The following is a 14,692-nucleotide window of genomic DNA, read 5'->3' as shown; positions in this document are numbered from 1 at the left end:
GGGGCCACGTCACGCCGGAGCCCTGGGCGCCTGCCGCGTCCCAGGACCAGTTGGCCGGTGGCGGGGCCCACCCGTCGCCGGAACTGGCCAGGTCATCGTGCTGGCCCGTCCCGTCGCCGTGTTCTCCCGGGGTGGCGGCACCGGGTTGCCCTGTTTCACTCACCGCGCGCTCCTTGGTCGCCCTCGCTGAGGCTACCGTGTGGCGACAGTGGCGATAAGTTACAGCGGCGGGCCAATTCCGCAAGGGGCCGGGAGGCCTCGACCGGTTCGGGTGAGATGCCGGCCCGTACGACAACCTCGGAGGTACCGATGACCGCTGTGGGGAACGGCGCCCAAACCGCCGGCAGACCCACGCGCCTACCCCGTTCGGCGCGTCGCAAGCAGCTACTCGCCGCTGCTCAGGAGGTGTTCGTCGCGCAGGGCTACCACGCTGCGGCCATGGACGACATCGCCGAGCGGGCCGGGGTCTCCAAGCCGGTGCTGTACCAGCACTTCCCCGGCAAGATGGAGCTGTACCTTGCGCTGCTCGACACGCACTGTGACGCGATCGTCGCCAAGGTACGCGACGCGATGGCGAGCACCAGTGACAACTCCGAGCGGGTGAGCGCCTCGGTACGCGCGTACTTCGACTTCGTCGACCACGAGAGCGAGGCGTTCCGGCTGGTCTTCGAGTCCGACCTGCGCAACGAGCCAGCCGTGCGGCAGCGCGTGGAGCGGGTCGCGCAGGGCTGCATCGCCGCCATCACCGACACGATCATCTCCGACACCGGGGTCAGCCGGCCACATGCCGAGTTGCTCGCCTCCGGCCTGGTGGGCGCCGCCGAGACCGCCGCGCAGTTCTGGCTGGCCGGTGGTCGCCAGGTGCCCATGGCGGAGGCGGTGGCGCTGGTCGCGGCGCTGTCCTGGCGGGGCATCGCCAGCTTTCCGCTGCAAGGTGAGTCAGCCTGAACTTCGACCTTGTGATCGGATAGCCTTCGCACGGCGGCTATCTCGCCCGACGGAGGAGGCACAGTGGAGGTCAAGATCGGCGTGCAGTACGCGCCGCGCGAGCTGGTCCTGGAGAGCGCACAGTCGCCGGCCGAGATCGAGCGGATCGTGACCGACGCCATCGCCAGGGGCGAGGGCACCCTCTCGCTGACCGACGAAAAGGGCCGGCGGGTAATCGTGCCGGTCGGCAAGGTCGCCTACGTCGAGATCGCCGAGGCGTCTCCCCGGGCGGTCGGTTTCACGGTTCGCTGAGGTGCGGGAGGGTCCGGCAGTAGGGCGGGCTCGACCCAGTTGTTGAGTCCGGCGGCGGCCAGCCGTGCGGTGTGCGCGGCGGTCAGCCGCCGGAACAGGACAGCCACTGCCGTCTGTTCGTCGGTGGCGGTCAGGGCGGTGAGCTTCCGTTGTCGGCGGCGGCGACCCGCCCGCCCCGGACAGGGCCCCGCCGGCCACTCGGCTCGCCCACGTCGGCAGCCGGCTGGCCGGTTTCGGGTCCGCCTCGATGGCGAGCCGGATCTCGGCAGCGACGAATTCCGCGTATCGCGACTCGTGCAGCACGTCGAGGACCAACTGACGGTCCGGCTCCCGCGGCGTACCGGCGCTCTCCCGAAGGTCGTCGGTGATCGCGTCACCGACGTACGCCGGGTGACCGCCTCGGCCCAGTCGCGCGGCTCGGTCGCGGACGACCGCCCGGGCACCCGAACCGGGTTCCCGCGACCGGCACGGGCCGACATGCTGGCTGGTGAAGTGATACGGGTCACACGGAGGCGCTTTCAGTGGCGCTCGGCCGCCCGGAATCGGGACGGGGTTTGGCCCGTTCAGGTAACATGGACGAGTTGCCGTAGGTGCCGATCCCGCCGGAGTCAGATCCGATCCGGTCGACGTCCGAACCACGGCGCGCGTGCGGCCCGGTCCGCTCGGCTTCCTGCCGCCGACCGTGTGGCCCGCGCCAAACCGAAAGCGCCCTGAGGACATGGCGGGGCGCACCCACGAGAGGGCACCCCCAAATCCACATGAGTGAGCCGATCACAGACCTTACAGACGGCCAGGAACTGGCCCCGACAGCCCCGGTCCGACCGGAGGCACCGACCTTCGCCGAGTTGGGCGCGCGCGCCGAGACGGTCGACGCGCTGGCCGCAGCCGGCATCATCCGCGCCTTCGCCATCCAGGAGTACGCGCTGCCGATCGCGCTGCGTGGCGCCGACCTGATCGGGCAGGCCCCTACCGGCACCGGCAAAACCCTCGGCTTCGGCGTACCGCTGCTGGAGCGGGTCTTCGCGCCGCAGGAGGGCGGCGACGGGCTGCCCCAGGCGCTTGTCGTCGTACCGACCCGCGAGTTGGGCATCCAGGTCGCCAAGGACATCGCCGCTGCCGGCCGCACCCGTGGCGTACGCGTGCTGCCGATCTACGGCGGCGTCGCGTACGAGCCTCAGGTCGACGCGCTCCGCAAGGGCGCGGAGATCCTGGTCGGCACGCCGGGTCGCCTGCTGGACCTCGCCAAGCAGAAGCATCTGCGCCTGCACGGGGTGCGTGCGCTGGTGCTCGACGAGGCGGACCGCATGCTCGACCTCGGCTTCCTCGACGACGTAGAGCGGATTCTGGCGATGCTGCCGGACGACCGGCAGACGATGCTGTTCTCCGCCACCATGCCGGAACCGATCGTGACGCTGTCCCGGCGGTTCCTGCGCCACCCGGTGACGATTCACGCTGGGCACACCGCCGAGACCGGCCCGTCCCCGCAGACGGAGCAGTTGGTCTACCGCACCCACTCGATGAACAAGGTCGAGATCGTGGCCCGGATCCTGCAGGCCGAGAGCCGCGGCCTGACGATGATCTTCACGCGTACCAAGCGAGCCGCCGACCGGGTCGCCGAGGACCTCGACTTCCGCGGTTTCGCCGTCGCGGCGGTGCACGGTGACCTCGGGCAGGGGGCCCGCGAGCGGGCGCTGCGTGCCTTCCGCGCCGGAAAGATCGACACCCTGGTCGCCACCGATGTGGCCGCCCGTGGCATCGACGTCAGCGGCGTCACCCACGTGATCAACTATGACTGCCCGGAAGATCAAGACACGTACACCCACCGGATCGGCCGTACCGGCCGGGCCGGCGCGACCGGCGTCGCGGTGACCTTCGTCGACTGGGACGACATGCCCCGCTGGCGAATCATCGACAAGACCCTCGGGCTGGACATGCCCGAACCGCAGGAGACGTACCACACATCTCCGCACCTCTACACCGACCTGCACATCTCCACCGAGGTCACCAGCACTCTGCCGACCGCCGAGCGCACCCGCGCCGGGCTCTCCGCCGAGGTCGAGGAGGACCTGGGCGGGGGCCGGCCGCGTCGGGGCGAGCCACGCGGCACGCGTCGCCGAGGTCGTGGCGACGGCGGCCGGAGCGAGGGCGGCCGTGGGCGTGGTCGCGGCGGTCACGGACAGGGCGGCGACGTCGCCGTGGCGGAAGGCTCCGAGCCGGTCGCCGACGAGGCCGGACGTACCGCCCGTCCCCGTAGGAGACGTCGGGCCGGCGAGGTGGTGACGGGTACCGACGCCGCCCCGACGACCGCCGACGGGGCCACCGCCGAGGCCGTCGCCACCGACGGTGGAAACGGCACGGGCGAAGCCGCACCGCGTCCGCGTCGCCGCCGACGCCGCCGTGGTACCGGCTCCGCCAGCGGTGCGTCAGCCGAGACGACCACCGACTGACCACCGGCGCCCGGCCGGCGGTCGAGCGGAGGGCCCCTGCTGGGCGGATCCGCGCCGCCCCGGGCGGCCAGTCTCCGCCCGGCCCCTTCGCTCTACCTCGATCCATCCGACGTCTCCGCCGTCGCCTGGACCGGAGTATCCGGCTGCCCCTGAAAGATTGAACAATGCCCGAACCGTTGGACGCCGCCCTGACCGAAGTCCGATCGATGCTGCTCGGTCCCGCACTGACCCGGGCCGTGGCCGCCGGCCGTCGGCGTGGCCAGCGCCCCTCCGTGGTCCGGGCCGAACTGCGGCCGGTCGCCCTCAAGGCCGGGCGGCGGCTACAGATTTCCACGTCCGACGGCGCCCGGCCCCACACCCGGAACGTGTCTCCGGGGCCGGACGCGGACGCGGCGGTGCGGGCGCTGCTGGCCGAGCCGTTCGGCAACTGGCACGTCGAGACCGCCGACAGGACCCTGCAACTGCGGGTCACCAAGTCGGGTGAGGCACAGGTGCACCGCACCGTGGTGGCTGGCCCCGCCACCACCGTGGCGGCGCACGACCGCGCCAAGGAGTACCTGCTCGATCCCGGGGACCCGATCTTCGCCGAGATCGGCGGTTCGGCGGCCAAGCGACGGCAGGTAGACGCGTTCCTGCGGGCCCTGGCGGCCACGCTGCCCAACGGGGTGGCCGAGGAGTTGGGCGGCCCGCTGCGCGTGGTGGACCTGGGCTGCGGGAACGCGTACCTGACCTTCGCCGCGTACCGCTATCTCTCGCAGCTCAGCCTCGACGTCGAGCTGGTCGGGGTGGACGTCCGGGACGACCAGCGGCGTCGCAACTCCGAACTGGCGCAGCGGCTCGGCTGGGCCGACCGGGTGCGCTTCGTCGCCGGCACCATCGCCGAGGCGACCGTCGAGCCGGCCCCCGACCTGGTGCTCGCGCTGCACGCCTGCGACACCGCCACCGACGAGGCGCTGGCGCGGGCGGTGCGCTGGGGTGCCCGTTGGGTGCTCGCCGCGCCGTGCTGCCACCACGACGTCGCGGCACAGCTGCGTGGCCGGCCCACCCCGGCGCCTTACGAGCTGCTGACCCGGCAGGGCATCCTGCGGGAGCGCTTCGCGGACGTGCTCACCGACGCGCTGCGGGCCGGACTGCTGCGGCTGCACGGCTACCGAGCCGAGGTGGTCGAGTTCGTCGACTCCGCACACACCCCACGCAACCTGCTGATCCGGGCCCGGCGTACGGCTGCCGACCCGACCGCCGCCCAGCGCACGGAGTACCGGGAACTGGTGGCGCAGTGGCAGATCACACCCCGGCTGGAAACACTGCTCGCAATGCCGCCAACAGACACGTAGCGGATTCGGGTCCCGCCACCGCAGTCGCCTGGTCGATCAGTCAGTTGTGAACCGCCCTTCCCGTACTACTCTCGAAGAACGCACCGTCGGGTGCCGGTCGGGAGGGAAGACCCACCGGATGGGTTCGGCAGAGGTTTCGCCGCAGATGGCCTTCGCACGCTTCGTGCGCCGGGCCATCGACGACGCCCGCGAGGAGCGCGGCTGGACGGTTACCGACCTGGCCGCGCACACCGGCGTCGGACGCTCGACCGTCTTCCGCTGGCTCGCCGGCGACTGGCAGGACTACCCCGAGCTGGCCAAGGTCCGTGGCTTCTGTGCCGCGGTGGACCTGCCGGTGGCGGCGGCCTTCCGGGCGCTCGGCCTACCTGACGGCGGCTCCAGTTCGTGGCGGCGCGGAGACGACGGCCCGGTGGAGGCCGACATGCGGGTGATCCTGCAACGGCTGGCGGACCCGTCCGTGCCAGCCGAGGAGAAGCACCACATCCGCGACCTGCTGCGCTACCTGGCCCGCCGGCCGACCCGCAGAGCGAACGACCCCAACGCCACGCCGATCCGCCGGACAGGCTGACCGGCAGGCGGGCTGACCCGGGGTGGCTGGGCCGACCTGGCCGGTCGGGCCGTCGGCTACGGCACGAGAACCGTGAACTGCGCCGTGCGGATCTCACCTGCGACGGCGAAGTCCAGGTAGAGGCGGTACCGCCCGGGCCCCGGCGTGGTCAGCCAGAACCGGACAGCGCCGTCGACCAGCTCCGCCTCCGGATGCACGTGCAGGTAGCCGAGGTCACCCTCACGCAAGGCGACGAGGTGACCGTACGCGCCGAGGTAGCGCTCCAACACCGGGCCGGTGCCGTCCTGCCCGGTGATCCGGAAGCTCACCGGCACGGTCAACCCGGGTTGCGGGCCGCCCTGAAAACTGACCGTGAAGCCGTCGACGGCGGCCGTGGTCGCCGGTTCGGGCAGCGCCCGGGGCGCGTAGGCCCCGGGGGCGAACAGGTCCACGCCGAGCGTCGTCGCCGTCTGCCGGCCGTCGTCGGCCAGCGCCGTGAAGTCGGCGTACGCTCGCCAGACGCCGGGCTGCGGCAGCGTCAGCGGCACCGACCAGGTGCCGTCCGCCGCCATCGTCGGGTGCAGATGCTGGTAGCCGGTCAGGTCCCGGCGCACCACGATCAGGTGCATCGGCTTGTCGTGCACGACCGCGAACCTGGTGACCGTCTGTCGCTGCCCGTCCCGGATCTGGAAGTTCAGCTCGCCGGCCTGCCCCGCGATGAACCCGGCGGAGCGTGGCGTGAGGGTGAGACCGTCGCGGCTGACCGCCAGGCCGCCGGCCTCGGCCGCTGCGGTCTGGTCGGCGCCGTGGGAGTGCGCGCCCACGCCGGGGGCGTGAACGTGGTCGGCCAGCGCGCTGTCCGGGCCGCCCGCCGTCGTGGTGCCGCCACCATTGATCCGGCCGAGCCCGAAGCCGAGCAGCACCGACAGCACGAGCCCGCCGACCACCAGGGCCAGCCGCAGCGTGGCCCGGTCCGGCGTCGCCGACACCGCGGACGGTTCCCCGCCCGGCTGCGCCGGCGGGCGTTCGACGACCCGCACCGACCCGAGCGTGGGGCCGTCGGATGCCTGGTCAGCCATGCGCCCACCGTACCGCCGGCAGCCAGGCGGTCAGGCGGCGAGGGCCAGGGCCAGGGGCAGGACGGCCTGCGCGCCGGCCCGGCGGAGTTCGCGGGCCGCCATCGTCATGGTCCAACCCGAATCGACCAGGTCGTCGACGAGCAGCACCGGGCCGGTCAGCCCGGCGAGGGCGCCGGCCAGTGACTCGGGCACGGTCAGGGTGCCGTGCAGGGTGCGTACCCGCTGGGCGCTGTTGCCGCGCGGACCGCCGGCACCCGCCGACCCGGCCGAGGTCACCTGGCCCAGCAGCGGCAGCCGTCCGACGGTGGCGATCCGCTCGGCCAGCGAGCCGACGAGCACCGGGTGACCACGGGAGTCGACCGCGACCACGCCGGCCGGCCGACTGGGCCACTGGTGGTCACCGTGCGCCCACGACCTGAGCACCTCGATGACGGCGGCGGCCACGTCGTCGGGGACCTCGCCGTCGGGCGTGCCCGGCCCGACCAGGCCGCGCAGCCGGCCGCCCCAGCCCAGATCCGACAGCCGCCCGACGGCCCGGCCCGGCAGCGCCTGCTCCGTCGCGGCGATGCGTCCCTTCAGGGGTACGCCGGCCGGCTCCAACCCGGTCGGCCAGAGCTTCTTGGCCGCGATCTGGACACCGGGGCGGCCGAGGAAGGTCTGCGCGGCGGTCAACGAGGTCGGTGAAACGTCCGCGGTGAACAGCGAATCGGCGCACCGGTCACACCGGTCACACCGGTCACACCGGTCGCACTCGACGGCCTCCGCGTCGTCCAGGCACTCCCGCAGGTAGCGCATCCGGCAGCCGGTCGTCGCCGCGTACTCGATCATGGCCTGCTGCTCGGCGGCGCGGGCAGCGGCGACGCGACGCAACCGGGCCCCGTCATAGCGCCAGGGCTCACCGGTGGCGAGCCAGCCACCCCGCACCCGGCGGACCGCGCCGTCGACGTCGAGCACCTTGAGCATCAACTCGAGCCGGGCGCGACGCAGATCGACCAACGGCTCCAGGGCCTGGGTCGACAGCGGCCGGTCGGCCCCCAGTGCGGCCAGCACCGCACGGACCTGCTCCTCGGGCGGGAAGGCCAGTGAGGCGAAGTACCGCCAGATGGCCACATCCTCGACACCGGGCAGCAGCAGCACCTCGGCGTGCTCGACGGCTCGCCCGGCCCGGCCGACCTGCTGGTAGTAGGCGATCGGCGAGGGCGGCGCGCCGAGGTGCACGACGAAGCCGAGATCAGGCTTGTCGAAGCCCATCCCGAGCGCACTGGTGGCGACCAACGCCTTGATCTTGTTGTCGAGCAGGTCCTGCTCGGCTGCACGGCGGTCGGCGTCCTCGGACTGCCCGGTGTACGCGGCCACCGCCCAGCCGCGTGAGCGGAGGAACTCGGCGGTCTCGGTCGCCGAGGCCACGGTCAGCGTGTAGATGATCCCCGAGCCGGGGAGCCGATCCAGGTGGTCGGCGAGCCAGCCGAGCCGGTGTGCCGGGCTCGGCAGGTCGAGTACGCCCAGCCGCAGCGATTCCCGGTCCAGGCTGCCCCGCAGCACCAGGACGTCTGGACGCGGACCGATCGACGCGGCCAGCTCGGTGCCCAGCTGTTCGGCCACGTCCTGGGTGACTCGCGCGTTGGCGGTGGCGGTCGTGGCGAGCACCGGCGTGCGCTCGGGCAACTTGCCGAGGAAGGTACGCAGTCGGCGGTAGTCCGGCCGGAAGTCGTGCCCCCAGTCCGAGACGCAGTGTGCCTCGTCGACCACCAGCAGGCCGGTGGTGCCCGCCAGCTGCGGCAGCACGCCGTCGCGGAAGTCCGGGTTGTTCAGCCGTTCCGGGCTGATCAGCAGCACGTCCACGGTGCCGGCGTGGATCTCGGCGGTGATCTCGTCCCACTCGTCGAGGTTCGCCGAGTTTATGGTGCGGGCCCGGATGCCGGCCCGCGCCGCCGCGTCGACCTGGTTGCGCATCAACGCCAGCAGCGGCGAGACGATCACCGTCGGACCGGCCGGACCGCGCTGGCCGGCGGCGTGCTGGCCGGCGGCGTGCTGGCCGGCGGCGTCGCGTGCGCGCAGCAGCGCGGTGGCCACGAAGTACACCGCCGACTTGCCCCACCCGGTGCGTTGCACACAGAGCACCCGCCGCCGGTCGATGACCAGCGCCTCGATCGCCCGCCACTGGTCGTCGCGGAGCCGGGCCTGGTCACCGGCCAGCCGCCGCAGCACCGCCTCGGCCCGCTGCCGTACCGCCGTCCGTTCCTGGCTCATCCGACATTTCTACCAGCGTCCGGTGCCTGCGTCGCCGGACGGCGGGTTGTCGAACGGTACCCGGCGGCGGGCCGTCGTCGCCCGGCGAGAGCCGGGTCGTACCGTGACGGAGACGAGTTTGTTCTACGATTCCCGTTCGATCCGGGGAGAGAGAGACAAGATGACTCAGCGATCCGGCAGCACCGCCACGACCCGGCGTCTCGCGACCACAGCCGTCGCCCTGCTGGCCGCGACCCTGGTGGCCGGATGTGACGACAAGACCACCCCGGAGGCGGCCCCACCACCGGACCCCAAGCAGCAGCTGCTGGCCGCCGTGCCGGACGAGCAGGACCCAGCTTTCCGGTTCACCATCAGCGACGCCTCGGGCGACGTATCCGGCGTGATCGACCCGGTGAACCAGGGCATGAACATCGACACCGTCACCAAGGACGAGGACTTCACCCTGGAGATGTCCTACCGGATGGTCGAGTCCCGCACCTGGATGAAGGTGAACTTCAAGGGCGCCCAGGACATCCAGAAGCTGATGAAGCTGCCCACCAAGTGGATGGCACTGGACCCGACGAAGGTCGAGGGACCGGACTCGCTACCCAGCTACGAGGGCACCGACCCGGGCAACGTCGCGGCGATCATTCGCGCGGCCACCGATGTCCAGCTTGGCGAGCCGGGCACGTACACCGGTGTGGTCGACCTGTCCGCCGAGCCGGAACTGGTCGACCACCTGGAGGGCCTGGTCACCCTGGGTGACGCCAGCGCGCAGCTCCCGCTCACCGCGGTCGTCGGCGCGGATGGCAACCTCTCCTCCCTGACGCTGGACATTCCGGCGTCCGGCAAGAAGAAGGCGTCCGAGTACGTGGTCGAGTACGTCGACTTCGGCGACGCCCCCCAGGTCGTCCCCTTCACCGACGACTCGGCCCAGCAGGCACCCGCCGCCGCCTACGACCTCCTCAACAGCTGACCCACCGGGTGGGAGGTCAGGGCTTGCGGCGGGTGGCGGGGTGTAGGGCGTCACGGAGCTGGGTGAGGCGGGGGGCGAGGCTGGCCAGGCCGCCGGGAAAGAAGTAGACGGCCAGGATGAAGACGGTGCCGAGGACGAAGAGCGGCTGGGACAACGGGCGGCTGAGGAATGCCGGCAGCGCGTCCACCGCGTCGGAGCTGCCGACGGAGACCAGGCGGTGGTCCAGGTACATGTAGAGGATGCCGCCGAGCACCGGCCCCCAGCGCGTACCGGGCCCGCCGAGCACCACCATCACCAGCAGCGACAGGGTCAGCTCGCTGCTGGTGATGTGCGGCGAGGCGCCGCCGACGATCAGGCAGTAGACCGACCCGCCGGCCGCCGCCAGGCCGCCGGCCAGGGTGAAGGCGACCAGCTTGAAACGGTACGGATCCAGCCCGAGCACTCCGATGCGCCGCTCGTCGTCGCGCAGCCCGGCCAGCACCCGCCCGGCCGGAGACCCGCTGACCCGGTGCACCACGAACACCACCACCACGAGGTACGCCAATGCCAGCCAGTACAGGTTGACCGTGTTGGTGACACCGACCAGCGCGTCCGGCAGCCCGGCGACGTCCAGCGGCAGCCCCTCCTCACCGCCGGTGAACCCACCGAAGTCACGCGCCACCAGGATCGCCCCGACCTGGGCGAAGGCCAACGTCACCATGGCGAAGGCGATGCCGACCGTGCGCAGCGCCACCGCGCCGAGCAGACCGGCGAGAATCGCCCCGCCGACGATGGCCAGCGGCGCGGCCTGCCACAGCGGCAACCCGGCCCGGGTGATCAGGATGTCGGTGCCGTACACCCCGGCGGCGAAGTAGAGGGCGTGCCCGAAGGAGAGCATGCCGGTCCGCCCGAACAGCAGGTCGTAGCCGGCTGCCAAACCACCGAAGACCAGACAGACGGCGAGCAGTTGCAGGGTGCCGGGAGAGTTCAGCGCGCCCTCGAAGATGCCGGGCAGGTGCAGTGTCGAGTACGGCAGGATCAGCGCCACCGCCAGCACGGCCAGTGGCAGGAACGGGCGTACCCGGGACCATCGGGTCGGCTCGGGCACCAGTTCCGACGGCACCGCCGCGGGGAGCGTGGGAACCTCGGAGGACTTGACCTCGGTCATGCCGTTGCCACCTTTCCGGCGATGCCCTGCGGGCGCAGCAGCAGCACCACGGCCAGCAGCGCGACCACACAGATGTCGCCCAGCCCGGAGGTGCCGTAGTAGTTCACGAACTGTTGCAGCAGCCCGACCGCGACCGCCGCGTACGCGGACCCGACGACCGAACCCATGCCGCCGATGACCACCACGATGAACGCGAAGATCAGCAGCGAGCCGCCCTGCTGGGGCGAGACGGTGCCGAAGTAGACACTGCCCAGCGCGCCGGCCAACGCCGCCGCCGCCCCGCCGATGGCGAAGACCAGGGTGAACGCCTTACGTACGTCGATGCCGAGCGCGGTGACCATCTCTCGGTTCTCCACCCCGGCCCGGATGATCAGGCCGTAGCGGGTCCAGCGCAGGAACGCGAGGATCGCGCCGAGCACCAGCGACGCGGCGACGATGAGCAGCAGCCCCCCGTTGGGCACCTGCGCACCGAGGATCGACGTCACCTGGCGGGTCCACTCCGGGCGCGGGAAGGGTCGGGCGTCCGCGCCCCAGGTGGCCTGCAACAACGCCACGCCGGCCAGCGAGAGCCCGACGGTGACCAGCACCTGCTCGATGGTGCGGGAGTAGAGCGGGCGGATCAGCACCAGCTCGACCAGCACCGCCACCAAGGTGCCGGCGGCCACCCCGAAGGCGACCGCGACCACGAACCCGAAGCCCTCCGGCCCGGCTCCGGGCAGGTTCCCCGCCGCCCACCAGGTGCCGTACGCGCCGACGCCGAGGAAGAGGCCGTGGGCGAAGTTGAGCACATCGGCCAGGCCGAAGACCAGCGACAACCCGGAGGCCACCAGGAAGTAGAGCGCCGCCAGACCGAGTCCGGTCAAGGTCAGCAGGATGACCGCGTCCATCAGTGCCGTACCTCCGCCGAGCCGACGCCGAGCAGCGACCGGGTCAACGTGGTCTCCCCCAGCAACTCCTGGGCGTCACCGGTCCACGCCACCTTGCCGGCGGCGAGCACCACCGCGTCGCGGGCCAACCGTCGTACCACGGCCAGGTTCTGCTCCACCAGCAGCACCGGCACGGATTCCGCGACCCGCTCCAGCACCTCGGCCACCTCGGTCACCACCTTCGGCGCCAACCCCTTGGTCGGCTCGTCGACCAGCAGCAGCCGGTTGTCGTTGAGCAGCACCCGGCCGATGGAGAGCATCTGCTGCTGCCCGCCCGACAGTGAGCCGGCCCGCTGCCGGGCCCGCCGGTCCAGCTCCGGAAAGAGCGAGAACACCCGGTCGTACGCCGGGGTGGTGCCGCGCCGTTCGGCGAGCCGCAGGTTCTCCGCGACGGTGAGCCCGGCGAAGACGCAGCGGTCCTCCGGCACGTAGCCGAGCCCGCCGCGGACCAGGCGGTGGGTCTGCTGGGCGAGCAGGCTCTGCTCCCCCATGCGGACCGTGCCGCGGGCTTCGCCGTTTCGCGGGGTGAGCCCGACGACGGCGCGCAGTGTGGTGGTCTTGCCCACCCCGTTGCGGCCGAGCAGCACGGTGACGCCGGTTGGGGCGACGGTGAAGGACACTCCCTGGAGGATGTGCAGCCCGGCGATCCGGACCGACAGGTCCGCCACGCTCAAGATCGGCTCCATCAGAGCGACTCCCCGAGGTATGCCTCTTGCACGGTCGGGTTGGCCATCACCGTCTCCGGGGTGTCGCAGGCCAACAGCGCGCCGTGATGCATCACGGCGATCCGGTCGGCGAGTTCCAGGATCACGTCCATGTGGTGCTCGACCATCAGCACCGCCCGGCCGCTGTCACCGGTCAGCGACCGGATCACCTGGACCAGCTCCGGCACGTCCTCGGCGCTGACCCCAGCCATCGGCTCGTCGAGCAGCATCACCCGCGGCTCGCCGGCGAGCAGCAGGGCGATTTCCAGCTTGCGTTTCTCGCCGTGAGCGAGCGTGCCGGCCAGCGCGTCGCCCCGGTGGGCAAGGCCCACCCGGTGCAGCGCCGCGTCGGCGGCGGCGGCCACCTCCCGATCGGCCGCCGCCCGCCGCCACAGCTTCATCGAACCACCGCGGTGTGCCTGCACGGCGAGCCGGACGTTCTCCCGCACGCTCAGCGAGCCGAAGACCGAGGACGCCTGGAAGGTACGGCCCAACCCGAGGCGGGCCCGCTGGTACGGCGGCAGGGCCGAGATGTCCTGCCCGTCCAGCGTGACCCGACCTTCGGTCGGCCGGCGCAGGCCGGTGATCAGGTTGAACAGTGAGGTCTTGCCGGCGCCGTTGGGCCCGATCACGCCGAGGAACTCCCCGGGTCCCAGATCCAGTTGCACGGAGTCGACGATGGCGACCTCACCGATCCGCCAGGTCAGACCGCGGGTGGCGAGCACCTGCCTCAGCCCTTCATCGCCTGGACCGGCGGTGCGGTCTCGTCCCCGGTGAGCGCCTTCTGTGCGGCGGCGGTGAAGGTGTCGCCACTGCCGGTCAGGCTCGCCTGGTACATCGGCTGGAGCAGGGCGTGGTCCTCGGCGCGGATCGTCATGGTGCCCTTGACACCTTCGAAGCTCCAGCCCTCCAGCGCGGTGACCATCCTGTCCACGTCGTCGCCACCCTCCTGCGCCGCGCGGACCACCATCTGAGCGGCGGCGAAGCCGTCCGGGTGGAACAGGTCGAGGACACCGCCGGGGATCTTCGCCTTCGCTGCCCTGGCCGCCTCGGTGTCGCTCGCCCCGTCGAAGTAGTGCGACAGGAAGGAGATCTTGCTGCCGGCCGCGCCGAAGGTGGGCCAGGAGGCGCGGATGTCCAGGCCGGTGACGACCGTGGTGGAGGTGAGCATGCCCTGCTGGTCCAGGGTCTGCCACATGGCCGGGGCGGTGGTGCCGGCCCAGGCCACGAAGAGCAGGTCCGGCTTGGCGGACCTGATCTGGCTGGCGAACGGAGTGAACTCGGTCGCGCTGGCCGGGGCCCGGACGGCACTGACGTCCGCGCCGGCCCCACCGATGACGGCCTTCACGGCCGCCTCGTTGGCGTCACCGAACGCGCCGTCCTGGGCGAAGACCACGACCTTCTTGCCGGCCGGGTCGCCGATGAACGACCTGGCGGTCACCACGTCCTGGTACGACTGCCGACCGGAGCGGAAGGTGTACTTGTTCGACCCGGTCACCGCGTCGGTGGCAGCCGGACCGGAGATGAACAGGACCTTGTTCTGGGCGGCGATCGGGGCCACCTGGAGCGCCACGCCGGACGCCGTCGACCCAGCAATGATCTTGCTGCCCTTGCCGATCAGGTCCTTGGCCGCGGAGACCGCCTTCGCCGGGTCGCCAGCGTCGTCGACCTCGGTGATCTCGATCGCCCGGTCGCCCACCTTGTTGGTGCCGCCGGTGGCGAAGTCCAGGCCGGCCCTGAACCCTTCGATGTACTGCTTTCCGTAACTGGCCAGCGCTCCCGACTGGGAGTAGACCAGACCAACCTTCACCGGCGCGGCGCTGTCGCCGCCGCCGTTGGCGGTGTCCTGGGGGCTGCCACAGGCCGTGGCGGCGATCGCCGCGGCCATCATCGTGGCGGCGGAGAGGAACACCCGCCGTGTCGTCCGGACCGTCATTGCGACTCCACGTGAGGACTCAGAGGAAGGAACCTTTATGTGTCGGCTCACGCTAGAAGTGACGTCACCCACGGGCTATGTGGCGGAAACACACAAGTAACCGAAGTGAGATGGCCGGCCCTTACAAG

13 protein-coding genes and 1 pseudogene are annotated in these 14,692 nt (G+C 71.8%); 6 read left to right on the top strand and 8 right to left on the bottom strand.

All coding sequences use genetic code 11. The features are described from left to right. Window positions 1–309: 309 nt before the first annotated feature. Window positions 310–948, top strand: a complete 639-nt coding sequence (locus tag ACFHWY_RS01625; RefSeq protein ID WP_416578266.1) for a TetR/AcrR family transcriptional regulator — start codon at window positions 310–312, stop codon at window positions 946–948. Between the two features lie 63 nt (window positions 949–1,011). Continuing rightward, a complete protein-coding gene (locus tag ACFHWY_RS01620) occupies window positions 1,012–1,239 on the top strand; it encodes a DUF3107 domain-containing protein (RefSeq protein ID WP_416578265.1) in 228 nt (75 codons plus the stop codon). Window positions 1,240–1,470: 231 nt separating this feature from the next. Here ACFHWY_RS01620 and ACFHWY_RS01615 read toward each other — a convergent pair. Further along, window positions 1,471–1,959, bottom strand: a pseudogene (locus ACFHWY_RS01615) (hypothetical protein); the annotation flags it as partial. A 38-nt stretch (window positions 1,960–1,997) separates the two neighbouring features. On the opposite strand from ACFHWY_RS01615, the gene ACFHWY_RS01610 reads away from it, so the two are divergent. The 3 genes from ACFHWY_RS01610 to ACFHWY_RS01600 all read left to right on the top strand — a co-directional run bounded on the left by ACFHWY_RS01610 (window position 1,998) and on the right by ACFHWY_RS01600 (window position 5,588). Then, on the top strand, window positions 1,998–3,686 hold the full coding sequence (locus ACFHWY_RS01610; protein ID WP_416578264.1) for a DEAD/DEAH box helicase: 1,689 nt from the start codon (window positions 1,998–2,000) through the stop codon (window positions 3,684–3,686). A gap of 164 nt (window positions 3,687–3,850) precedes the next feature. After that, complete coding sequence (locus tag ACFHWY_RS01605) at window positions 3,851–5,020, top strand: class I SAM-dependent methyltransferase (protein ID WP_416578263.1); 1,170 nt, start codon at window positions 3,851–3,853, stop codon at window positions 5,018–5,020. 118 nt (window positions 5,021–5,138) lie between these two features. After that, window positions 5,139–5,588: a helix-turn-helix domain-containing protein gene (locus ACFHWY_RS01600; protein ID WP_416578262.1), complete on the top strand. Its 450-nt coding sequence runs from the start codon at window positions 5,139–5,141 to the stop codon at window positions 5,586–5,588. A gap of 56 nt (window positions 5,589–5,644) precedes the next feature. On the opposite strand, the gene ACFHWY_RS01595 is transcribed toward ACFHWY_RS01600, so the two are convergent. Then, on the bottom strand, window positions 5,645–6,646 hold the full coding sequence (locus tag ACFHWY_RS01595) for a hypothetical protein (RefSeq protein WP_416578261.1): 1,002 nt from the start codon (window positions 6,644–6,646) through the stop codon (window positions 5,645–5,647). Window positions 6,647–6,676: 30 nt separating this feature from the next. Continuing rightward, the gene (locus ACFHWY_RS01590; protein ID WP_416578260.1) at window positions 6,677–8,896 is read right to left on the bottom strand and encodes a DEAD/DEAH box helicase; all 2,220 of its coding nucleotides are present in this window, start codon (window positions 8,894–8,896) and stop codon (window positions 6,677–6,679) included. A 160-nt stretch (window positions 8,897–9,056) separates the two neighbouring features. Here ACFHWY_RS01590 and ACFHWY_RS01585 point away from each other — a divergent pair, with 160 nt between their 5' ends. Further along, window positions 9,057–9,851 (top strand): hypothetical protein, encoded by a 795-nt coding sequence (locus ACFHWY_RS01585; protein ID WP_416578259.1) that lies wholly within the window; start codon window positions 9,057–9,059, stop codon window positions 9,849–9,851. Between the two features lie 16 nt (window positions 9,852–9,867). Here ACFHWY_RS01585 and ACFHWY_RS01580 read toward each other — a convergent pair whose 3' ends face one another. Genes ACFHWY_RS01580 through ACFHWY_RS01560 form a run of 5 tightly spaced genes read right to left on the bottom strand, consistent with a single transcriptional unit; the run spans window position 9,868 to window position 14,564 of the window. Beyond that, window positions 9,868–10,998, bottom strand: coding sequence for a branched-chain amino acid ABC transporter permease (locus ACFHWY_RS01580; protein WP_416578258.1), 1,131 nt, complete (start codon window positions 10,996–10,998; stop codon window positions 9,868–9,870). Beyond that, window positions 10,995–11,885, bottom strand: a complete 891-nt coding sequence (locus ACFHWY_RS01575; protein WP_416578257.1) for a branched-chain amino acid ABC transporter permease — start codon at window positions 11,883–11,885, stop codon at window positions 10,995–10,997. The genes ACFHWY_RS01580 and ACFHWY_RS01575 overlap by 4 nt, the downstream gene beginning before the upstream one ends. Further along, the gene (locus ACFHWY_RS01570) at window positions 11,885–12,610 is read right to left on the bottom strand and encodes an ABC transporter ATP-binding protein (protein WP_416578256.1); all 726 of its coding nucleotides are present in this window, start codon (window positions 12,608–12,610) and stop codon (window positions 11,885–11,887) included. Before ACFHWY_RS01570 ends, ACFHWY_RS01575 begins: the two co-directional genes overlap by 1 nt. After that, complete coding sequence (locus tag ACFHWY_RS01565; RefSeq protein ID WP_416578255.1) at window positions 12,610–13,353, bottom strand: ABC transporter ATP-binding protein; 744 nt, start codon at window positions 13,351–13,353, stop codon at window positions 12,610–12,612. Before ACFHWY_RS01565 ends, ACFHWY_RS01570 begins: the two co-directional genes overlap by 1 nt. A gap of 5 nt (window positions 13,354–13,358) precedes the next feature. Beyond that, window positions 13,359–14,564, bottom strand: a complete 1,206-nt coding sequence (locus ACFHWY_RS01560) for a substrate-binding domain-containing protein (protein WP_416578254.1) — start codon at window positions 14,562–14,564, stop codon at window positions 13,359–13,361. Window positions 14,565–14,692: the final 128 nt, after the last annotated feature.

This window comes from Micromonospora sp. LOL_024 (assembly GCF_048060415.1).
GTDB lineage: Bacteria > Actinomycetota > Actinomycetes > Mycobacteriales > Micromonosporaceae > Micromonospora.
This window is presented reverse-complemented; position numbering and strand designations above follow the sequence as displayed.

What these genes read in the sequence shown, in the direction of transcription:
- ACFHWY_RS01595 (WP_416578261.1), bottom strand. Translation starts at nt 6,646, where the DNA reads ATGGCTGACCAGGCATCCGACGGCCCCACGCTCGGGTCGGTGCGGGTC.
- ACFHWY_RS01560 (WP_416578254.1), bottom strand. Translation starts at nt 14,564, where the DNA reads ATGACGGTCCGGACGACACGGCGGGTGTTCCTCTCCGCCGCCACGATG.
- ACFHWY_RS01585 (WP_416578259.1), top strand. Translation starts at nt 9,057, where the DNA reads ATGACTCAGCGATCCGGCAGCACCGCCACGACCCGGCGTCTCGCGACC.
- ACFHWY_RS01590 (WP_416578260.1), bottom strand. Translation starts at nt 8,896, where the DNA reads ATGAGCCAGGAACGGACGGCGGTACGGCAGCGGGCCGAGGCGGTGCTG.
- ACFHWY_RS01605 (WP_416578263.1), top strand. Translation starts at nt 3,851, where the DNA reads ATGCCCGAACCGTTGGACGCCGCCCTGACCGAAGTCCGATCGATGCTG.
- ACFHWY_RS01600 (WP_416578262.1), top strand. Translation starts at nt 5,139, where the DNA reads ATGGGTTCGGCAGAGGTTTCGCCGCAGATGGCCTTCGCACGCTTCGTG.
- ACFHWY_RS01610 (WP_416578264.1), top strand. Translation starts at nt 1,998, where the DNA reads ATGAGTGAGCCGATCACAGACCTTACAGACGGCCAGGAACTGGCCCCG.
- ACFHWY_RS01570 (WP_416578256.1), bottom strand. Translation starts at nt 12,610, where the DNA reads ATGGAGCCGATCTTGAGCGTGGCGGACCTGTCGGTCCGGATCGCCGGG.
- ACFHWY_RS01580 (WP_416578258.1), bottom strand. Translation starts at nt 10,998, where the DNA reads ATGACCGAGGTCAAGTCCTCCGAGGTTCCCACGCTCCCCGCGGCGGTG.
- ACFHWY_RS01575 (WP_416578257.1), bottom strand. Translation starts at nt 11,885, where the DNA reads ATGGACGCGGTCATCCTGCTGACCTTGACCGGACTCGGTCTGGCGGCG.
- ACFHWY_RS01625 (WP_416578266.1), top strand. Translation starts at nt 310, where the DNA reads ATGACCGCTGTGGGGAACGGCGCCCAAACCGCCGGCAGACCCACGCGC.